At 66.0% G+C, this 20,656-nt stretch carries 18 protein-coding genes and 1 tRNA gene; 14 read left to right on the forward strand and 5 right to left on the reverse strand.

Translation table 11 applies throughout. The features are described 5' to 3' along the window. Window positions 1-1,070: 1,070 nt before the first annotated feature. Window positions 1,071-2,351, reverse strand: coding sequence for an O-acetylhomoserine aminocarboxypropyltransferase (locus tag ACEVQ6_RS22565; RefSeq protein ID WP_374891301.1), 1,281 nt, complete (start codon window positions 2,349-2,351; stop codon window positions 1,071-1,073). Between the two features lie 105 nt (window positions 2,352-2,456). Further along, window positions 2,457-2,885 carry a CoA-binding protein gene (locus ACEVQ6_RS22570; RefSeq protein ID WP_374891302.1) on the reverse strand — a complete coding sequence of 143 codons (429 nt, stop codon included), beginning with the start codon at window positions 2,883-2,885 and terminating at the stop codon, window positions 2,457-2,459. A 147-nt stretch (window positions 2,886-3,032) separates the two neighbouring features. Here ACEVQ6_RS22570 and ACEVQ6_RS22575 point away from each other — a divergent pair, with 147 nt between their 5' ends. From ACEVQ6_RS22575 to rpsI, 3 genes are all read left to right on the forward strand, one after another. After that, on the forward strand, window positions 3,033-3,473 hold the full coding sequence (locus ACEVQ6_RS22575) for a PaaI family thioesterase (RefSeq protein WP_374891303.1): 441 nt from the start codon (window positions 3,033-3,035) through the stop codon (window positions 3,471-3,473). A 221-nt stretch (window positions 3,474-3,694) separates the two neighbouring features. After that, window positions 3,695-4,159, forward strand: coding sequence for a 50S ribosomal protein L13 (rplM, locus tag ACEVQ6_RS22580; protein ID WP_374891304.1), 465 nt, complete (start codon window positions 3,695-3,697; stop codon window positions 4,157-4,159). Window positions 4,160-4,161: 2 nt separating this feature from the next. Then, on the forward strand, window positions 4,162-4,644 hold the full coding sequence (gene rpsI / locus ACEVQ6_RS22585) for a 30S ribosomal protein S9 (RefSeq protein ID WP_374891305.1): 483 nt from the start codon (window positions 4,162-4,164) through the stop codon (window positions 4,642-4,644). 93 nt (window positions 4,645-4,737) lie between these two features. On the opposite strand, the gene ACEVQ6_RS22590 is transcribed toward rpsI, so the two are convergent. Then, window positions 4,738-5,886, reverse strand: a complete 1,149-nt coding sequence (locus ACEVQ6_RS22590; protein ID WP_374891306.1) for an acyltransferase family protein — start codon at window positions 5,884-5,886, stop codon at window positions 4,738-4,740. Between the two features lie 174 nt (window positions 5,887-6,060). Between ACEVQ6_RS22590 and speB the strand changes: the two genes are divergently transcribed. Next, a complete protein-coding gene (gene speB / locus ACEVQ6_RS22595; protein ID WP_374891307.1) occupies window positions 6,061-7,017 on the forward strand; it encodes an agmatinase in 957 nt (318 codons plus the stop codon). A 181-nt stretch (window positions 7,018-7,198) separates the two neighbouring features. Further along, complete coding sequence (gene argC, locus ACEVQ6_RS22600; protein ID WP_374891308.1) at window positions 7,199-8,131, forward strand: N-acetyl-gamma-glutamyl-phosphate reductase; 933 nt, start codon at window positions 7,199-7,201, stop codon at window positions 8,129-8,131. A gap of 57 nt (window positions 8,132-8,188) precedes the next feature. On the opposite strand, the gene ACEVQ6_RS22605 is transcribed toward argC, so the two are convergent. After that, the gene (locus ACEVQ6_RS22605) at window positions 8,189-9,289 is read right to left on the reverse strand and encodes a COX15/CtaA family protein (RefSeq protein ID WP_374891309.1); all 1,101 of its coding nucleotides are present in this window, start codon (window positions 9,287-9,289) and stop codon (window positions 8,189-8,191) included. Window positions 9,290-9,510: 221 nt separating this feature from the next. Here ACEVQ6_RS22605 and ACEVQ6_RS22610 point away from each other — a divergent pair, with 221 nt between their 5' ends. The 3 genes from ACEVQ6_RS22610 (at window position 9,511) to ACEVQ6_RS22620 (ending at window position 11,878) form a co-directional block, all read left to right on the forward strand. Beyond that, the gene (locus tag ACEVQ6_RS22610; protein ID WP_374891310.1) at window positions 9,511-9,723 is read left to right on the forward strand and encodes a DUF2842 domain-containing protein; all 213 of its coding nucleotides are present in this window, start codon (window positions 9,511-9,513) and stop codon (window positions 9,721-9,723) included. Between the two features lie 15 nt (window positions 9,724-9,738). Further along, complete coding sequence (locus tag ACEVQ6_RS22615; RefSeq protein WP_374891311.1) at window positions 9,739-10,503, forward strand: metallophosphoesterase family protein; 765 nt, start codon at window positions 9,739-9,741, stop codon at window positions 10,501-10,503. Between the two features lie 121 nt (window positions 10,504-10,624). Then, complete coding sequence (locus tag ACEVQ6_RS22620) at window positions 10,625-11,878, forward strand: GNAT family N-acetyltransferase (protein WP_374891312.1); 1,254 nt, start codon at window positions 10,625-10,627, stop codon at window positions 11,876-11,878. A gap of 28 nt (window positions 11,879-11,906) precedes the next feature. Here the strand turns inward: ACEVQ6_RS22620 and ACEVQ6_RS22625 are convergent, their stop codons facing one another. Next, window positions 11,907-14,021 (reverse strand): GumC family protein, encoded by a 2,115-nt coding sequence (locus ACEVQ6_RS22625; RefSeq protein WP_374891313.1) that lies wholly within the window; start codon window positions 14,019-14,021, stop codon window positions 11,907-11,909. Between the two features lie 196 nt (window positions 14,022-14,217). On the opposite strand from ACEVQ6_RS22625, the gene ACEVQ6_RS22630 reads away from it, so the two are divergent. The 6 genes from ACEVQ6_RS22630 to ACEVQ6_RS22655 all read left to right on the forward strand — a co-directional run bounded on the left by ACEVQ6_RS22630 (window position 14,218) and on the right by ACEVQ6_RS22655 (window position 20,352). Further along, window positions 14,218-14,793 (forward strand): polysaccharide biosynthesis/export family protein, encoded by a 576-nt coding sequence (locus tag ACEVQ6_RS22630; protein ID WP_374891314.1) that lies wholly within the window; start codon window positions 14,218-14,220, stop codon window positions 14,791-14,793. Between the two features lie 117 nt (window positions 14,794-14,910). Next, window positions 14,911-16,101 carry a glycosyltransferase family 4 protein gene (locus ACEVQ6_RS22635; protein ID WP_374891315.1) on the forward strand — a complete coding sequence of 397 codons (1,191 nt, stop codon included), beginning with the start codon at window positions 14,911-14,913 and terminating at the stop codon, window positions 16,099-16,101. 114 nt (window positions 16,102-16,215) lie between these two features. Beyond that, window positions 16,216-17,778 carry an undecaprenyl-phosphate glucose phosphotransferase gene (locus tag ACEVQ6_RS22640; RefSeq protein WP_374891316.1) on the forward strand — a complete coding sequence of 521 codons (1,563 nt, stop codon included), beginning with the start codon at window positions 16,216-16,218 and terminating at the stop codon, window positions 17,776-17,778. Further along, window positions 17,775-19,034, forward strand: a complete 1,260-nt coding sequence (locus tag ACEVQ6_RS22645; protein WP_374891317.1) for an O-antigen ligase family protein — start codon at window positions 17,775-17,777, stop codon at window positions 19,032-19,034. Before ACEVQ6_RS22640 ends, ACEVQ6_RS22645 begins: the two co-directional genes overlap by 4 nt. Beyond that, window positions 19,028-20,197, forward strand: a complete 1,170-nt coding sequence (locus ACEVQ6_RS22650) for a glycosyltransferase (protein WP_374891318.1) — start codon at window positions 19,028-19,030, stop codon at window positions 20,195-20,197. The genes ACEVQ6_RS22645 and ACEVQ6_RS22650 overlap by 7 nt, the downstream gene beginning before the upstream one ends. A 78-nt stretch (window positions 20,198-20,275) precedes the next feature. Then, window positions 20,276-20,352 (forward strand) — tRNA-Pro (locus ACEVQ6_RS22655). Window positions 20,353-20,656 lie beyond the last annotated feature (304 nt).

The following is a 20,656-nucleotide window of genomic DNA, read 5'->3' on the forward strand; positions in this document are numbered from 1 at the left end:
TTAAATCAAACCGCTAGCGAGCCGCAAAATCCGTTCTTACAAAGCCTAAAAAGTCTCAAATCATTCGACGACGGACAGTTAACCTTTATGAATTATGTTGAGGCTGTCCCTTGGAAGAGCCTGTGAACCTAGTCAGTCAGCAAGCCTCTGCGTGTGATAGCCCAAGGGACCCTGGAGCCGGACTATTGTGAGTAGTCCGGCTCCCCAATCCCTTGTTCACCTCTGCAACCGGCCGTTTCTCAAAACCTCGCTTTTTACCGTGTGACGACCCAAGCGTCGGGGCAGTACGGTTAACAGAGCGTTACAAGGGAGAAATCGGATGTCTCGTCCACCATCGGCGATCCCATCTATATATTTTAGATTAATCTGAAATTCTGAAAATGAGGTCTTTGCAGGCCGAGTTGCGCGCAAGCGGACACGAGGATACGAGTTCTACATTTATGAATGACTGTATTTCTCACCCAAGCCGGCATGTCGGTTCCGACGCTGAAGGGGGTTCGGACAGGCCGAACCTGAAACACCGATCGAGTCACGCGCCATCGCGTTTGGTGCAGCTCGCGTCGAACTTGGACAGCTCGTGGGCGACGGGTCGCTTCGTCGATGTCTATACTTTTGGAAGAAATGAAGACCTAGTGTCTTGCAAATAGGTGCGCGCGTGCCGCCAACCTTGAAAGCGGAGACCTGACTACGTTACCTACAATGTCAGGCGACATGCCGGCTGCTTGTCCGGAAACGTATCTCCGTCAGTGAACGGGATTTCTCGGTCGAGCTTCGTACGGGATCGACGGATGCATCAGCGTAAGAGCAAGTTCTTTAATTATTCGAGGTCTTAATTTCCGGCACGGTTTGCGCGAGAGGAGGTTGGAAAGCCCCTCCTCTCGTCAGCTTTAGAAACCTGATTCGCGAGTGTTTCAACCACTTTCGCCGAGAAATCGTAATCGGCAAAAAACGGCGTCCCTAAAGCCGAAACTTGCGAATCACTAGCCGAATCATTTAGATAACATCGCACTCATAGGTTGAATCGAGTCCTACGTATGTGCGGAATTTACAGACGTATGTGATGAACCACATCAGAGTTTTCCGAGCGACTGTTCGAGATCGGCGATGATGTCGGCGACATCCTCGATGCCGACGGAGAGGCGGACCACGTCGGGACCGGCGCCCGCCGCCGCCTGCTGCTCCGGCGTCAGCTGGCGGTGGGTGGTGGAGGCCGGATGGATGACCAGCGAGCGCGTGTCGCCGATATTGGCGAGGTGCGAGAAGAGCTGGAGCCCCTCGACGAAGGCCTTGCCCGCCTCGTAGCCGCCCTTCAGCCCGAAGGTGAAGACTGCGCCCGCCCCCTTCGGCGAATAGCGCTGCTGGAGGGCATGATTCGGGTCGGCGGCGAGCCCGGCATAGTTGACCCAGGCGACCTGGGGATGGGCGCTCAGCCATTCGGCGACTGCCGCCGCATTGTCGCAATGGCGCTGCATGCGCAGCGGCAGCGTCTCGATGCCGGTCAGGAGCATGAAGGCGTTGAAGGGCGAGATCGCCGGGCCGAAATCGCGCAGGCCCAGCACGCGGGCAGCGATGGCGAAGGCGAAATTGCCGAAGGTCGCATGCAGCACGACGCCGCCATATTCCGGCCGGGGCTCGGAGAGTAGCGGATATTTGCCCGAGGCGCTCCAGTCGAAGGTGCCGCCGTCGACGATGACGCCGCCCATCGAATTGCCGTGGCCGCCGATGAACTTGGTGAGGGAGTGGACGACGATGTCGGCGCCGTGCTCGAGCGGGCGCACCAGATAGGGGGTCGCCATCGTGTTGTCGACGATCAGCGGCAGGCCGTGCCGGTGCGCCACCTCGGCGATCGCGGCGATGTCGACGAAGGTGCCGCCGGGATTGGCGAGGCTTTCGATGAAGACCGCCTTGGTGCGCGCGTCGATCGCCGCCTCTATCGCGGCGGGGTCGGCGACGTCGACGAAGCGCGCCTGCCAGTCGAACGACTTGAAGGCATTGCCGAACTGGTTGATCGAACCGCCGTAAAGCCGCTTGGCGGCGATGAAATTGTCGCCCGCATTCATGATCGTGTGGAAGACGAGGAGCTGGGCGGCATGGCCGGAGGCGACCGCGAGCGCCGCCGTTCCGCCTTCGAGCGCGGCGAGACGCTCCTCGAGCACGGCCTGGGTCGGGTTCATGATGCGGGTATAGATGTTGCCGAACTGCTGCAGGCCGAAAAGCGCCGCCGCGTGGTCGGCGTCGTTGAAGACGAAGCTGGTCGTCTGGTAGATCGGCGTCGCCCGCGCGCCGGTCGTCGGATCGGGCTGGGCGCCAGCATGGATCGCCAGCGTGTTGAATCCCGGATTGTCCGTCATGTCTTTCCTCCCTCGTTCATGAGGGCGGCACTATCCCAAAGCCTTCGCACCGACGCAAAGAAAGAATACGGGGCCGCGACGGCCTTCCGGGGAAATCTTTGTCGCTCAGCCGACGAGACGCGGATATTCGATCGCGGGACAGCGGTCCATCACCACGAGGATGCCGGCGGCCTCGGCGCGGGCCGCGGCCGCATCGTCGCGCACGCCGAGCTGCATCCAGATCACCTTCGGCGGCCGGGCGAGCGCCAGCACCTCCTCGACGAGCGCCGGAACGGCCTCCGACGCGCGGAAGACGTCGACCATGTCGACCGGTCCCGCGATGTCGGCGAGCCGGGCCGCGACCGGCTGGCCATGGATCTCGCCACCGGCGAGCCCCGGATTGACCGGGATCACCCGATAGCCCTTCGCGAGCAGAAAGCCCATGACGCGATGGCTCGGGCGCTGCTCGTTCTTCGAGGCGCCGACGAGCGCAATCGTGCGCACCGATCGCAGGATCCCGGCCAGATAGGACTCCGCATAGTCGTCGTGGTTCATGCCCTGCCCTTCCCGCCGTTTGCGCTGCGAGAAAAGTGGCGCCCGTCGCGCCGCTGTCAACCGGTGCGAAGCCACCCTTTCAGACTTTCGTCGTCCTTGCCGCGCGCCGCGTTCGGGGCGAGCCTTGGCGCGAAAGGAAACGCCTCCATGCCCGAACTCTCTCCGCTCCTGACCGTCGACGACGTCAACCGGTTCCTCGACACCGATTTTCCCGAACTGCATGCCGGCGGCCGCGTCTATGGCCTCACCGCCGTCGCGCCGGGCGAAGCGACGATGCGGCTCGTGCCGCATGCCGCGCATCTGCGTCCCGGCGGCACCGTGTCGGGACCGGCGCTGTTCACGCTCGCCGATGTCTGCGCCTATGCGACGCTGATCGCCCATATCGGCCCGGTCGCGCTCGCCGTCACCACCAATCTCAACATCAGCTTCCTGCGCAAGCCGGCGCTCGGGCCGCTCGACTGCCGCTGCCGGATCCTCAAGCTCGGACGGCGGCTTGCGGTGCTGACGGCGGAGATCGCGGCGCCCGGAGACCAGAATCTCGTCGCCCATGCCACGGCGACCTATTCGATCCCGCCCGGCAAAAAGTGAGGTATTAAAATACCACACATTTAACTTATTGTTTTTGCTTTCTTTATTTTTCCGTTCACCCTGCAGGCTTCCTTGTCATCCGTAACGGCTTGCCGTATAAGCTGCGACCGGAAAGCGGTCCGTCACGGACCGTTTTCGTTTTGCCGGCCCCATCCGGCAAGCCAAGCAACAAGAAACGCCCGGGCGGCGACGCGCCGGGTCCCCTCATGAAAGAGACCATCATGTCTACCTTCGTTCAGAAGCCTGCAGAGGTCGAGAAGAAGTGGATCCTCATCGATGCCGAAGGGCTCGTTGTCGGACGCCTCGCCTCGATCGTCGCGAACATCCTGCGCGGCAAGCACAAGGCCACCTTCACGCCCCATGTCGACGATGGCGACAACGTCATCATCATCAATGCCGACAAGGTCGCGCTCACCGGCAAGAAGTACACCGACAAGGTCTACTACTGGCACACCGGCTATCCGGGCGGCATCAAGGAGCGCACCGCGCGCCAGATCATCGAGGGCCGCTTCCCGGAGCGCGTCATCGAGAAGGCCGTCGAGCGCATGGTTCCGCGCGGGCCGCTCGGCCGTCGCCAGCTCAAGAACCTGCGCGTCTATGCCGGCGCCAACCACCCGCATGAAGCCCAGCAGCCCGTCACCCTCGACGTCGGCGCGCTGAACAGCAAGAACAAAAGGAGCGCCTGATCGTGGCCGACCTCTCTTCCCTGAAAGACCTGGTCGCCGGCGGCGGCGAGCAGGCCGCAGCCGCCGTGGCTCCGGTGCATGTCCGCAAGGTCGACGCCCAGGGTCGCTCCTACGCGACCGGCAAGCGCAAGAACGCGGTTGCCCGCGTCTGGGTCAAGCCGGGCTCCGGCAAGATCACGGTCAACGGCAAGGAGTTCACCGCCTACTTCGCCCGCCCCGTGCTGCAGATGATCCTGCGCCAGCCGATCTTCGCGGCCGCCCGTGACGGCCAGTTCGACATCGACGCAACCGTTGCCGGCGGCGGCCTTTCCGGCCAGGCCGGCGCCGTCCGTCACGGCATCTCCAAGGCGCTGACCTACTTCGAGCCGGGCCTGCGCCCGGTGCTGAAGAAGGGCGGCTTCCTGACCCGCGACAGCCGCGTCGTCGAGCGCAAGAAGTACGGCCGCGCCAAGGCCCGCCGTTCGTTCCAGTTCTCGAAGCGCTGATACGCTTTCGGATCTCAAGGACAGGAAAAGGCCGGGTCTCGCGACCCGGCCTTTTTCGTTGCGTTGGGGAGCGGGAGGCAGGCGGCGCCCGGTTCAGGCGACGGCCACCCTCCGGCGGCGCGCTGGCAGGAGACGGGCGATCTGCCGGTTGAGCCAGTCCGTCACGGGGCTCTCGAAAAGGCGATGGGCGAGCGCGGAGCCCACCAGAACCGCGACGATGACGGCAATAACCGCGCAGGCGATCAGAAGCGGCGATCCGGCGAGGCGCGCCGCGGCGACCTTGACGAAGAGCTGGATGACGTAGACGTGCAGCAGATAGGTCGAGAACGACCAGTCGCCGAGCCGCTGCAGCCAGGGCAGGCGCGCGGTGAACAGGCTGCGGGCGCCGAGGAAGAAGAAGGCGGCCGGCACGCCCCAGATGGCGAAACGCCATGTATCGTCATAGGCGCCCGTCGTCACCAGAAGCAGGATAACGAGCGGCATCGCCAGCAGCCAGAACGGCGCGAACCACGGATGGCGGGTCGCGACCGCGCCGTATTTCCAGATCAGGATGCCGAAGGCGAATTCGAGGATGATCGGCTGGGTGAAGAACTCGAAGATCACGCCGCCCTCGATGAGGAGCCCGGAGACGACGGCGAGCGCCAGCGCGCCGACCGTGACCATCAGCCCGCGATCGCCCGACAGCCAGACGGTCAGCGCCACCAGCCCGTAGAAGAACATCTCGAAATTCAGCGTCCAGCCGACCGACATGACGGGAATGTGCGATCCAAGGACGGGATCGGGGATGAAGAGCATCGAGAAGAGCACGCTCGTCCAGCCGATGTCGGACCGGTTCATCAGGTGCGGCAGGATCAGCGAGACGGCGACGACCCCGAGCGTGAACATCCAGTAGACCGGGGCGATCCGCGCGAGGCGCCGCAGGAGGAAGCGGAGCGGCTCGAAATTCCGGTCGCGCGCGACGATCATCGCCATGATGTATCCGCTGATGACGAAGAAGACGTCGACACCGATCGCGCCGAGGGCGAAGGGATTGGACCAGCCGAGCTCGCTGTTCAGCGAGGCGAAGATGTGGAAGACGACGACGGACCAGCAGGCGATGGCGCGCAGGTACTGGATGGAATCGATCGTTTCCGGATGGGCGGCCGCCGCCGCGCGCTGCGGCGCGCGAAGGACGCTTGCCATGCGGCGGCGCAGCGTCTCCCTCGTTTCCGTCCTCGGTGAAAATGCATCAAACAGGGCCATGCGCCACTCCCGGGGTTTACCGTCGGTTCACCGTCCGCCGCTTTCCGTCCCGTTTCGGGACGGATCGGCCACGCCCGGATATCCTTCCTTTCCCATTCGCAAGTTCCGGGCCAGAATTTACCCGCGGGCCCCTTTGCGCTAGAGGTGAAGCCCGCCCCGGACCGGAGAACAGCCTTGGCCAACAGGACGATCGACCACGCCATCACCGCGCGCCGCCTGACCGATGCCGCGACCGACCCGACCCATGCCGGCGTGCTCTCCTTCATGCGGCGCAGATATTCGAAGCAGCTGAAGGGCGCGGACGCCGTCGTCTGGGGCATCCCCTTCGACGCGGCCACCTCGAACCGGCCGGGCGCCCGCTTCGGGCCGCAGGCGATCCGCCGCGCCTCGGCCATCTTCGACAACGACCCGCAATATCCCTTCGGCCGGGATCTCTTCGAGGCGATGGCGGTGATCGACCATGGCGACTGCCTGCTCGACTACGGCAATCATGCCAAAACGCCGGCGACGATCGAGCGGGAAACCGCGCGGATCCTGAAGAGCGGCGCTTTCCTGATGACGCTCGGCGGCGACCACTTCATCACCTATCCGCTGCTGAAAGCCCATGCGGCCCGGCACGGACCGCTCGCCATGGTGCAGTTCGACGCGCATCAGGACACCTGGCCGGACGAGAAAGGCCGCATCGACCACGGCTCCTTTGTCGGGCGCGCCGTGCGCGAAGGCCTGATCGATCCCGCCCGCTCGATCCAGATCGGCATCCGCACCCATGCGCCGGAGGATTGCGGCATCCGCATCCTCTACGGCCACGAGATCGAGGAGATGGGCGCGGCCGCCATTGCCGAGACGATCCTCGCCCATGTCGGCGACCACGCGGCCTATCTCACCTTCGACATCGACTGCCTCGACCCGGCCTTTGCGCCCGGAACCGGCACGCCGGTCTCGGGCGGGCCGACGGCTGCGCGCATCCTCTCGGTGCTGCGCAGGCTCGCCCCGCTCGACATCCGCGGCGCCGATGTCGTCGAGGTCGCGCCCGCCTATGACCATGCCGATGTCACGGCGATTGCCGCCTCGACCATCGCCATGTATATGCTCGGCCTCCACGCCGAGCGGCTCGCACGCCGCAGGGCCTAGAGTTTGTCGGGGATGACGTGGACTCCGGTCATCCCGAAAAGACAAACGACAACAATGAGCGGAGCGTCTGTCTGGTTCAGACTCAACCTGACGGACTCCCCGCTGTTATCAAACCGATAGAGGATCATGCCAGAGTGATTCGGCAGACGGCGCCAAACCACTGGCAGGACAGGAAAACGACATGAAACCGAAGATCTTCATCGATGGCGAACACGGCACCACGGGCCTGCAGATCCGCACCCGCATGGCCGGCCGCGACGATGTCGAGCTCCTGTCGATCCCGGAGGCGGAGCGGCGCAATGCACGGCTGCGCGAAGACCTTCTGAACAGCGCCGACGTCGCCATCCTCTGCCTGCCGGACGACGCCGCCAGGCAGGCCGTGGAGATGCTTGCGGGCAACGACACCGTGCGCGTCATCGACACCTCGACGGCGCACCGCACCGCCGAGGGCTGGGCCTACGGTTTCGCCGAGATGGACAAGGCGCAGGCGGGCAAGATCCGCGCGTCGCGCCGCGTCGCCAATCCGGGCTGCTATCCGACCGGCGCGATCGGCCTGATCCGGCCGCTCCGGCGCGCGGGCATCCTGCCGTCCGGCCATCCGGTCACCGTCAACGCGGTCTCCGGCTATACCGGCGGCGGCAAGCAGATGATCGCGCAGATGGAGGATCCGGGCCATGCCGAGGCGATCACCGCGCCGCATTTCCTCTACGGCCTGCCGCTGAAGCACAAGCATGTGCCGGAGATGAAGATGCACGGCCTGCTCGACCGCGCGCCGATCTTCTCGCCCTCCGTCGGCCGCTTCCCGCAGGGCATGATCGTGCAGGTGCCGCTTTTCCTCGACGATCTCTCCGGCGACGCCTCGCTCGAATCGATCCATGCCGCGCTCGCCGACCATTATGCCGGCCAGGAGATCGTCGAGGTGGTCGGCCTCGACCGCTCGGCAGCGCTTGCCCGCATCGACGCGACGGAGCTCGCCGACACGGACCGGATGAAGCTCTTCGTCTTCGGCTCGAAGGGCGGCAGCGCCGTCAATCTCGTCGCCCTGCTCGACAATCTCGGCAAGGGCGCCTCGGGTGCCGCCGTTCAGAACATGGACCTGATGCTTTCGGCCTGAGGTCCAGGTCCTTGCCGAACCGGAGCCGATGCCGCTCGCCGGGCGGCATCTCCCGCGTCAGGCCGGCTGCGTCCTGTCCTGCGCCGGATAGGCGCCGTAGAAGCCGCGCCAGTGGGCGACGGCGAAGCCGAGCACGATCAGCGCGAAGGCCTGATGCAGCACGCCCCAGAGGATCGGCACCTGCAGAACCAGCGTGGTGATGCCGATCGCCGCCTGAAGCAGGACGAGCGCGGCGAAAACGACGCTGCGACGGGCATGGGTCGTCGAGGCTGCGGCGCGCAGGCACTGGACCATGTGCAGGATCGCCAGCGCCAGCAGCGTATAGGCGCCGAGACGGTGGACGAACTGCACGGTCTTCGGGTTTTCGAAGAGATTGATCCAGAAGGGCTGTTGCAGGAAAAGGTCGGCCGGCACCAGGGCGCCGTCCGTCAGCGGCCAGGTGTTGTAGCTGAAGCCGGCGTCGAGCCCGGCCACCAGCGCGCCGAGATAGATCTGGAACAGCGTCAGCCCGGCAAGGACGCCCGCGAGGCGCCGCAGCGACGGGGCCGGCGCCCGGTCCGGGCTGTGCGGGGAAAGCCCCCGCAGGATCCACATGCAGCCTGAAAAGATCAGACAGGCGATGACGAGGTGGGTGGCGAGGCGGTACTGGCTGACATCGGTCCGCTCCGTCAGCCCGGAGGAGACCATCCACCAGCCGATGAAGCCCTGGAATCCGCCGAGCGCGAGAAGGCCGGCAAGCGGCGCTTTCAGGCGGCGCTCGATGCGTCCGGTCAGCCAGAAGAAGGCGAGCGGCAGGGCGAAGAGGACGCCGATCAGCCGCGCCAGGAGGCGATGGCTCCACTCCCACCAGAAGATCGTCTTGAACGCGTCGAGGCTCATGCCCTTGTTGATCTGCTGGTATTCGGGGATCCGCTTGTAAAGCTCGAACTCCTCCTGCCATTCCGCTTCGCTCAGCGGCGGGATGACGCCGTGGATCGGCTTCCACTCGGTGATCGACAGGCCCGACTCCGTCAGCCGCGTCGCGCCGCCGACGATCACCAGGGCGAAGAGCGCGAAGAGCACGATGCCGAGCCAGCCGCGCAGGAGCCTGCGGTTGCGCTCGACGCCCGCGGATCGCGCCGACACCGCCCCGTATCTGCCGATCTCCGCTGTCGCCATGGCTTGCTCCGAATGTGCGTCGCGGCCTGCCGCACCGAAATCTGCCCGGTGACCTGCGGCGATGCCGTTATCCCCGCGGCCCGGATCGACGTCCCCTTTGGACGGGCCGGCCGCGATATCGACCGTTGATTTGCACCGGAACGCCGTGCAAGACAAGACCAGCCCTTTTGCGGCATGCCGTCGCGGCCTGCGACGGCGGCCAGAAAGCCTGGATGGATGGAATGCCCGTACGCCTTCGAAAACTGATCGGCATGATCCTGATCGTCGTCCTCGTCATTGTCTACGCGATGCTGGCGACGACCTTCGCGACGCTGCTGCTCGCCACCTCGCCCTGGTGGGTCCACCTCCTCTATTTCCTTTTGACCGGCCTGCTCTGGATCCTGCCGGCGATGCTGATCATCCGCTGGATGGAGCGGCCGGCGCGGGAGGAGTGACCCGGGAGGCGCGAAATGGAAATCGCCGTTATTGCCGATGTCCACGGCAACGATCTGGCGCTCGCCGCCGTCCTTTCGGCGATTGACCGGGCCGGCATCACCGAGATCCTCGCTCTCGGGGACCATCTGAGCGGGCCGCTGAACGCGGCGCTGACCGCCGACATGCTGATGGCGCGCGCCATCGTCGCGATCAGCGGCAATCACGACCGGGCGCTCCTTAAGACGCCGCGCCCGCGGATGGGTGCGTCGGACGGCCATGCGCGGGACGAAATCTCCCCTGCCCATCTCGGCTGGCTCGCCGCGATGCCAGAAAGCCGGGTCCATCGCGGCGAGATCTTCCTCTGCCACGGGACGCCGGCGCGCGACGACGCCTACTGGATGGAGGAACCGCAACCGGACGGCACCATGCGCCTCGCCCCCCGCGCGCGGATCGAGGCGCATGGTGCCGGGATTGCCTGCCCGGTGCTGCTCTGCGGCCATTCGCATCTTCCACGGTCGGTGCTGCTTGCCAACGGAAGGCTGCTGGTCAATCCGGGCAGCGTCGGCTGTCCGGCCTATGCCGACGACACCCCCTTTCCCCATCGCGTCGAGACGGGCTCGCCCCGGGCGCGCTACGCCACCCTTGCCCGCGATGTCTCGGGCTGGCGCGCGACGTTCCACGAGATCGCCTATGACCATGCGGCGATGGCGTCCCTCGCCCGTGCGCGCGGTCGCCAGGACTGGGCCGGGGCGCTCGCAACTGGCTGGATGAACGAACCGTCCGCTTCCTTATCGGATTGATAACCACGTCCGCCGGTTTTGCCTCGGAGAAGCCGTTCCGCAATCGAATTTGGACACATCCCCCGGCATATTGGCCCTCGCTTCATGCGATGGGCTTGCCCCCGGGAATGGCGGACGGACGATGGCGAACGTGGATTTCAACCTGATAGCCGCCGGCGAGATCGCCGTCCCGGCCTGCCCGCCGCTGGCCGCCGCGCAGCGCGGCACCCTGGATCTCACCGTCTCGGTCCATGTCGACATGGCGGCGGTCGAGGACGACTGGCGCGCGCTGGAGGCGCAGGCGCCGATCTCGCTGCACCAGGGGTTCGATTGGTGCGACGCCTGGTCGCGCCACCATCCGCATCAGGTCGTCGTGGTGCGCGGCGCGATCGCCGGACGCACCTTCTTCATCCTGCCGCTCGAGATCGTGCAGGGCAGGATTTTCCGCATCGCCCGCTTCATCGGCGCGCCGCACAGCAACATCAACACCGGCCTCTTCCTGACCGATCGGCCGCCGGTTCCGCCGGAGACCCTTGGCCCCGCCATCCTGTCCGCGCTCGCGACCAAGCTCGGCCGCATCGCCGACATCGTCACGCTCGAGAAAATGCCGTTCGAGTGGTGCGGCTGGCGCCATCCGCTCGCCGCCATGCCGGCGGTGCGCAACCAGAACGCCTCGTTCCAGTTGCCGCTTCTCGGCGACTTCGAGGCGACTCTGGCGCAGGTCAACGCCAAGCGGCGGCGCAAGAAGTTCCGCGTTTCGGAGAGGCGCCTCGAAGCGCTCGGCGGCTACGAGCACGTGACCGCCGGAACGCCCTGCGAGGCCCACCGCCTGCTCGACGTCTTCTTCCGGCAGAAGGCGGAGCGGTTCAAGGCCAACGGACTGCCGAACGCCTTCCAGGACGCGGCGACGCGCAACTTCTTCCATGCACTGGCATCGATGCCGCACCGTGCGGGAAACGCGCCGCTGGAGCTGCACGCGATCCGGCTCAAAGGCGCCTCGGAGGGCGCTATCGTCGCCGTGGCCGGGCTTTCGGAGAAGGAAGGCCACGTCATCTGCCAGTTCGGCTCGATCGACGAGAGCATCGCCCCCGACAGCAGCCCGGGCGAACTGCTTTTCTACCTGATGATCCGCGACAAATGCCAGAACGGCGCCACCGTCTTCGACTTCGGCATCGGCGACCAGCCCTACAAGCGCTCCTGGTGCCCGCAGGAGACCGTGCTCAGGGACATCGTCCTGCCGCTGACGCTGAAGGGCCATGCCGCCGCCGCCTGCCATCGGGCGCTGGTGCGGACCAAGGCGGCGATCAAGAAGAACAGGCACGCCTACGGGCTGATCCAGCGCCTGCGCCGGAGGCGCCAGGGCGAGACGACGATCGGGACCGACAGCGAGGATTGAGCGTGTCCGCGACCCCAGCGCGCTGTCGTCAGGCGGCGCGCCGGTCCGGCGACGGTTCCGGCACCATCGGCCCGGTCATCAGCATGAGGTCGCTGAACCCCGCCTCGCCAAATTCCGTGACGATCTCGACGAGGTCGCTGTCGGCCACGTCCGGGGCGGAGAGCACGATGCTCGCCTCGGTCGAACGGGTGATGCGGCGCACCGCCTCCGCGCCGGCCGGCCCGCATTCCACGAGAACCGTGTCATAGGCATCAGCAAGCGCACCGACGATCATCTGCAGCCGGTCGATCGCCCGCATCGCCTGGCCCGGATCGGCACCGCCCTGCGGGATGACATGGGCGCCCGAGAGGCGGTCCGGATGGATGATGTCGCCGAAGGCGACGTCCCCGGTCAGGAGATCGGTGATGCCCGGCAGGGCCGCCGAGGACAGCATCAGCCGCGACGGGCAGGCCGAACCGGTGAGGTCGACGAGAATGACCTTCAGCCCGGCGCCGGCGATCAGCCGCGCGAGCACCACGGTGCCGCTCGATCCCTCGTCGCCGCCGGGGGACACGCAGATCGCCACGCGGACCTCCTTCTCGACGATGTGGCGCGACACCGCGTCGATCGAGAATTCGTCGTCTACCGGGAGCGCTTCGTTCAGTTCAGGGGCCGCGTCCGGGGCGCTTGCCTCGACCGAGAGCAGCGATCCCTGCCGCGCGGCGCGGGTCCGCGGCACGGCCGGCGCCGTCGCGGCGAGCCCGACCGGGCGCAGCGCGCGGCCGCTGAACAGTTCCATCAGCATGATGACCGCCGAACTGACGAGGAAGGCCGCGAGGGCGGCGACCAGCGTGATCGGCCCGACCTTCGGGAAACTCGCCTCGGTCGGCTCGACCGCGCCCGAGATCACGCGCGCATCGGCGGGCGTGGCGTTCTCGCCGGTCAGCGACGTCGCCTCGCGATACCGGGCGAGGTAGGTTTCGAGGAGCTGGCGCTGGGCCGCGGCCTCGCGTTCGAGCGCGCGCAACTCGACCTGGTCCTCGCCGGCGCGGGCGGAGGTCGCCTTCAGCGTGTTGAGCTGGCGGACGAGCTGCTGCTCGCGCAGCTCGCTGACCGAGGCCTCGTTTTCGAGGCTTCCGAGGATCTTCTGCGTCTCGGCGCGGATCTGCGCGCGGATGCCTTCGAGTTGCGATTTCAGGCCTTTGAGGCGCGGATGGCCGTCGAGAAGCGTGGTCGACAGGTCGGCGATCTGGCCCTGGATCGTCGATTCGGTCTCCTTCAGCCTCTGGATCATCTGCGAGCCGACGACATCGGAGAGCGTGTCGACCGGCCGGCCGTTCGACAGCGCGTTGCGGACACCTTCCGCCTTCGCCTCGGCGCTGGCGCGCTCGCCGCGCACCCGGGCGAGTTCGAGGGAGATGTCGTTCAATTGCTGTTCGGCGAAGGTCGAGGTCTGCCCGGTCGGCAGCAGGTCGGCGGAGGAGCGGTAGGCGGCGACCTTGGCCTCGGCCTCGCGCACCTTCTCGCGCAGGTTGGCGATCTCGGGCTCCAGCCAGCGCGTCGCCTCGGAATTGGTGTCGAGCTTGGCGCCGCTCTGGAGCGACAGGTAGACCTTCGCCATCTCGTTCGGAATGGCCGCCGCCAGCGCCGGGTCCTTCGACGTGAAGACGATGCCGATCACCCGCGACTTCTCGACCTGGTAGACCTGCAGCTTCTCCTGGAACTCCTTCAGCACGCGCTCCTCGGGCGCGAGATCGAGCGGGTTCTTCTTCACGCCGAACATGACGAGCAGGTCCGAGATCGCCGAGGGATTGGCGGTCGGATCGAATTCGGCAATGTCGTAGAGCTTCATGTTGCGGGCGACCTGCTTGATGAGGTCGACCGAGCGCAGCACCTGGACCTGACTGGTGATCGCCGATTCGTCAAAGGCCTGGGCGGTGTTCTGGGCCGCACTCGCGCCGGCCCCAAGCGTCGGCGCGCGCGATTCGATCAGAAGGCGCGCCTCGCTGCGGAAATCCGGCTTGATCAGGCTCGCGCCGGCAAAGGCGAGGCCCGCGCAGGCGACGGTCGCGAGAAGCACGCGCGTGCGACGTCTCCAGATCGCGCGGAAGAGCGCGCTCAGATCGATATCGACATCCTGATGTGCGCCGCTGAGGCCCGACATAACCCACTCCGAACAAGGTCCAACGGCCCGACCGTAAACAATCATGGTAACACAAGGGTTAATGCGCGGCGCTTGCCCCTCCCCTCGCAGCCCGGAGCCGCGCGGCAGGAAATTCCGTCTTCGCCTTTACCGCGCATTAACCCTAACGGATCGATAACATCGCCAAGGTGACGACTTCCGGAGCGCGACGAGCCCCATGACATCCGCATTGACCCACAAAGGCCTGGCGCTGGCCGTCGTGCTGATCGCCGCCGCCGGCACCGGTTGCTCAAGCTACAGGCCGGCGCCGCGGGCCTTCAGCGAGGCGACGATCCAGCCCTATCGCGTCGACAGCGGCGACCGGTTGCGGGTCAACGTCTTCGAGCAGCCGACGCTCAGCAACAGCTATACCGTCGACCAGGCCGGCTACATCGCCTTTCCCCTCGTCGGCGGCATTCCCGCGCGCGGCCACACTCTCCCCGAACTCGAAGGCGCGATCGCCGGCAAGCTGCGCCAGGGCTATCTGCGCGATCCCGACGTGACGATCGAGGTCGACCGCTACCGCTCCGTCTACATCATGGGCGAGGTCGGCCAGTCCGGCCAGTATTCCTACGTGCCCGGCATGACGGTGCAGAACGCGATCGCGATCGCCGGAGGCTTCTCGCCGCGCGCCTATCAGGGCACGGTCGACATCACCCGCAAGGTGAACGGCCGCGTCGTCACCGGCCGCGTGCCGATCAGCGATCCGGTTCTGGCGGGCGACACGATCTACATCCGCGAGCGGCTGTTCTAGCCGGTCGGAAGGCGCGCCGGGCAAACGCGCCGTCCTTCACCTTTCGTTATCAGGATTGCAGGCACACTTCGAAAAGATGACGACGACGAAGACCCACAGACGAAATGCCTGTTCATCATGCCGGACAACCGCCCCTTGCGCATCATCCACTGCTTCAGATCGCCGATCGGCGGCATTTTCCGCCATGTCCGGGATCTCGCCGAGGCGCATGCGCGGGCGGGCCACGAGGTCGGCATCCTTTGCGACAGCACCACGGGCGGCGCCCATGAGGATGCGCTCTTCGACGAGATCCGCCCGCATCTGGCGCTCGGCCTCGTCCGCCTGCCGATCCACCGGTCCGTCGGTCTCGGAGACCTGACGGCGTTCTGGAGAAGCTACAAGGAAATCAGGAGTTTGAAACCGGATGTGCTGCACGGGCACGGCGCCAAGGGCGGTGCCGTCGCGCGCATCATCGGTTCCGTGCTGCGGGCGAACAGGTATCGCGTAGCCCGCCTCTATTCGCCGCATGGCGGCAGCCTTCACTATGACCGGGGGACGCTGACCGGCCGGGCCGTCTTCTCCATGGAACGGCTGCAGGAACGGGCGACCGACCAGATCGTCTTCGTCTGCGATTTCGAGCGGCGCACCTACGAGGCGAAGGTCGGCCGGCCGCGCGTGTCGAGCGCGCTCGTCTACAACGGTATCGACGACGGCGAGTTTTCCCGCGTACATGCGCGGGCCGGCGCCGTCGACTTCCTCTATATCGGCATGCTGCGCGATCTGAAGGGGCCGGACCTCTTCATCGACGCCTTCGCCCGGACGGAACGGGCCGTCGGCCGGCCGCTTTCGGCGATGATGATCGGCGACGGTCCGCAGAAGCAGGAATACGAGCAGATGATGCTTGAGCGCGGGCTCGGCCGGCGCATCGGCATGCTGCCGGCGATGCGCACCCGCGACGCCTTCTCGTTTGCCAACACCGTGGTCGTGCCCTCGCGCGGCGAATCGATGCCCTATATCGTGCTCGAGGCGCTGGCGGCCGAAAAGCCGCTGATCGCGTCCGCCGTCGGCGGCATTCCCGAAGTGCTCGGCGCGGCAAGCCCCGCACTGGCGCGTCCCTGCGACGCCGCGTCGCTGGCGGAGATCATGACGCGGTCGATCAATGAGCCGGCTTGGCTGCGCGCCGCGATGCCGGAGCCGCAGGGGTTCCGCGCACGCTTTTGCGCATCGACCATGGCGGCCTCGATGCTCGGTCTCTACGAGCGCCTGGCCGACCGGCCCGAGGAAAGGGTGCGGCCCGTCGCCCCCTTCCGCGAGATCGCGCGCTCCTGAGCCGTATCGGGCCATCCAAGACGGCGATGCGGACAAATCGATCCATCGGCTAAAGCGTTTCTTAGGGGCTTTTTGCTATCCGGAAAGGCAGGACGGACCCTCCGGAATCGCGCCATGAACCACATCGACAAGCCCGAGATCTTCGACACGGACGCCCTCAGGAAAAAGATCACCGAGGTTCGCACGCTGGCGCCCGGCGAAACGCCGACGGCACGCGAACCGCGCGAGCTCAATCCGCTGGCCAAGCGCATCGCGCAGCAGTTCGGTGCCGAGACCTACAGCCCGGCGATGATCATCGGCCTGCTGCGGCTCTTCGAGATGACGGCGCTGATCGTGATCGGCTATGCGGTCAACGCAGCCTATGTCGAATACGAGGCCGGGATGTGGGTGCTTTACGGGGCGATCCTCTTCGGCGGCTCGGCGCTGACGGTCGCCTTCCTGCAGCTCGCCGACACCTACCAGATCCCCTATCTGCGCGCCTGGCGCCGGGCATCGCCGCGTGTCATCGGCAGCTGGACGCTCGCCTTCGGGGTGATGGCCCTCGTTCTCTTCTTCATGAAGTCCGGCGAGCAGTATTCCCGCGTCTGGTTCGGCAGCTGGTTCCTCGCCGGCGCCGCCTTCCTCGTCGTCGAACGCGCCGTGATCGCCTATTCGATCCGCCACTGGTCGCGCAACGGCACGATGGAGCGCCGCGCCGTCATCGTCGGCGGCGGCCAGCCGGCCAAGGACCTGATCCGCTCGCTCGAACAGCAGGCCGACAACGACATCCGCATCTGCGGCATCTTTGACGACCGCGACGAGCGGCGCTCGCCCAACATCGTCGCCGGCTACCCGAAGCTCGGCACGGTCGAGGAACTCGTCGATTTCGCCCGCGTCGCCCGCATCGACATGCTGATCATCTCCCTGCCGCTGACGGCGGAGGCACGCATCCTCGCCCTTCTCAAGAAGCTCTGGATCCTGCCCGTCGACATCCGGCTCGCCGCCCACGCCAACAACCTGCGCTTCCGGCCGCGCACCTACTCGCATATCGGCCAGTTGCCGATGCTCGACATCTTCGACCGGCCGATCACCGACTGGGATTCGGTCGCCAAGCGCATCTTCGACGTCACCTTCAGCCTGATCGCGCTGGCGCTGCTCTGGCCGGTGATGCTCGGCGTGGCGATCGCCGTGAAGGTGACCTCGCCGGGTCCGGCGCTCTTCATGCAGAAGCGGCACGGCTTCAACAACGAGACGATCAACGTCTACAAGTTCCGCTCGATGTACACGCATCTGAGCGACCCAACCGCGCGCAATGCCGTGACCAAGGGCGATCCGCGCGTCACCCCCGTCGGCCGCTTCATCCGCAAGTCCTCGCTCGACGAACTGCCGCAGCTCTTCAACGTGCTGAAGGGCGAACTGTCGCTCGTCGGCCCGCGCCCCCACGCCGTGCTCGCCCAGACGCAGAACCGCAACTATTCCGACGTCGTCGAAGGCTATTTCGCCCGCCACCGCGTCAAGCCGGGCGTCACCGGCTGGGCGCAGATCAACGGCTGGCGCGGCGAGATCGACCATGACGACAAGATCAAGTACCGCACTGCCTTCGACCTCTATTACATCGAGAACTGGTCGGTCTTCTTCGATCTCAAGATCCTGTTCCTGACGCCGATCCGGCTGCTCAACACGGAAAACGCCTATTGAGCGGCCTCCACACCCCGCTCTCGACCGCCCCGCCGGCCTTCCTGCCGCAGCGCGCGGCGATCGCGCTCGCCGGCTCGGCGCTCGTCACCGTCGGCGTGTTCCTGTCCGGCTTCGTCATCGCCGAGCCCGCGCCCTACGAACTGTTCATGGCGGGGCTGATCGGCCTCTGGGCGCTCTTCGGCCTGAGGATCTCCCGCAACGTCGCGCCGCTCCTCGTCCTGCTGATCCTGTTCATGACCGGGGGCATCCTGTCGCTGACGGTGATGGAGGACATGGCGGGCGGGCCGATGTACATGGCCGTGTCCGGCTTCCTCGTGCTGACCTCGGTCTTCTACGCCGCGATCATCGAGGACCGGCACCAGCGCCTGCCGCTGATCTTCAACGCCTGGGCCTTCGCCGGGGTGATCACTTCCCTTCTCGGCATCCTCGGCTATTTCAACGCCATTCCCGGCGGCGCGGCCTTCACGCTCTACGACCGCGCCAAAGGCGCCTTCCAGGATCCGAACGTCTTCGGCCCCTTCCTCGTGGCGCCTTCGATGTATCTCGTCCACGGCCTGCTGACCGGCCGGATCGCGACGGCCGCGCCCAAGGCGCTCGGCGTCTTCATCATGGCGCTCGGCGTGTTCCTCTCCTTCTCGCGCGCGGCCTGGGCGCTCTACCTCTTCTGCATCGCCGCCATGGTGCTCGTCATGCTGATCAGGGAGAGAACCGGCGCCTTCCGCCTGAAGATCCTGACGCTGTCGATCGGCGGGGCGATGGCGATGGTGGTGGCGCTTGTCGTCGCGCTGCAGTTCGAGCAGGTCTCCAGCCTTTTTTCGAGCCGCACGCAGCTCGTCCAGGAGTATGACGGCGGCCATCTCGGCCGGTTCGAGCGCCATCGCCTCGGCTTCCTTCAGGCGATGGAACAGCCGCTCGGCATCGGCCCGATGGTGTTCAGCACGATCTATCCCGAGGACGAGCACAATATCTGGCTGAAATCGCTGACGAGCTACGGTTGGCTCGGCTTCCTCTCCTATTTCACGCTGATCCTCTGGACGATCGCGATGGGGTTCCGCTTCCTGCTGCTCGCCCGCCCCTGGCAGCCTTTCCTGATGATCGCCTGGATCGCGCTCATCGGCCACACCGCCATCGGCACCGTGATCGACACGGACCACTGGCGGCATTTCTTCCTCATTCTCGGCATCGTCTGGGGATGCGGCGCGCTCGAATACCGCCACCGCACCGCCCTGCGCCGGTCCGGAGCCTCGGCATCGTGAGTGTCCCTTCTCCGCCGCAGGCCGGCCGCCCTCTGCGCATCCTCGAAGTGCTGGAACCGTCCGGTGGCGGCTCGGGCCGCCATTTCCTCGATCTCTGCCGCGCGCTCGCCGCACGCGGGCATCATGTCGAGGCGATCTATTCGCCGCTGCGCGCCGAGCCCCGCTTCGTCACCGAACTGGAGGCGATCGGCCTTGCGCGGGTCCATGCCGTTGCGATGGCAAGGTCTCCCGGCCCGTCCGATCTCCCCGCCTTTCTCGCCATCCGCCGCATCCTCGGCCCGCAAGGCCGCTTCGACATCGTCCACGGCCACAGTTCCAAAGCCGGCGCGCTGACGCGGCTGCGCCTGCCCGGCGTAAAGGGACCGGGTCGCGTCTACACGCCCCACGCCTTCCGCACGCTCGACCCGACGCTCGGGCGCGGCGGCCGGCTGGTCTATGGCGCGATCGAGGGGTTGCTCGGCCGCTTCTTCACCGGAACGCTGATCGCCGTCTCAGGGGATGAATACAGCCATGCCCTTGGCCTCGGCATCCCGGAACGGCGCCTCCGCCTCGTCGTCAACGGCGTGGAGACGCCGCCCGTTGCGCAGGCGGAAGCGATCCGGGCCGCGTTGAACCTTCCTCCCGATGCCTTCCTGTTCGGCTTCGTCGGCCGGCTCTCCGCGCAGAAGGCGCCCGAACGGCTGATCGGCGCCTTCAGCCAGGTGGCCGCAATTATTCCGCAGGCCCATCTGCTGATGGTGGGCTCAGGGGAACTCGAACCGGCGCTGCGCCGGCAAATCGCCGCCTCATCCGCCGCGGGCCGGATCCACCTGACCGACACCCATTCGGGACCGGAGGCCATTCCCACCATCGACGCGCTGGTGATGCCGAGCCGCTACGAAGCGATGTCCTACGTGATGCTCGAGGCCGCCGCCGCCGGCAAACCGATCGTCGCCACCGCCATCGGCGGCGCCTCGACTGTGATAGAAGCGGGGGTAAACGGGCTGATCGTCGACAATTCTGACGACCTGACCGCGCTCGCCTCGGCCATGAAAAGGGTCGCAGAGGAGCCGCTCCGCAGCGCGATGGCACGGGCTGCGCAGGCACGCCGCGACCGCTGGTCGCTCGACGTCATGGTCGACAGGACGGAGGCGGTCTATCGCGCCCTCGCCGGCGAGCGCTGACCGGACGCGAATTTGTGTCCGGCAACCGAAATCAGGGCTTGCGCCCAGAGACCGGTTTCTGTAGGTGTCTCGTCAATTCGGAATGTAGCGCAGCCCGGTAGCGCACTTGACTGGGGGTCAAGGGGTCGTCGGTTCGAATCCGGCCATTCCGACCATAAAATCAAACGCTTAGGCGATACTTCTCAGCTCCCTCAGACCTTGAGTCGCCACGGGGGCAGGTAATAAAAGCTATCTCCCGGAATGAAAAATATAGGTACGCCTCTGGGAGGTATCCGAAAACCTCCACCGCTCCGACCTGACCGTTCTTGAGCGAAACGAGCACGTCGCTGAATGGATCCAGCGGGTGGAGGACAGGCTTGGGGTCGAAACCCAATCAAACAGGTGATGTTGCTTATCCATGATTCATTACCTGCGGAGGCAGGAGTGTTTGAGCATGGCAGGTGAATTCTGGCTTGATGA

This window comes from Ensifer soli (genome assembly GCF_041928815.1).
In the GTDB taxonomy this organism is placed as follows: domain Bacteria; phylum Pseudomonadota; class Alphaproteobacteria; order Rhizobiales; family Rhizobiaceae; genus JBHFEI01.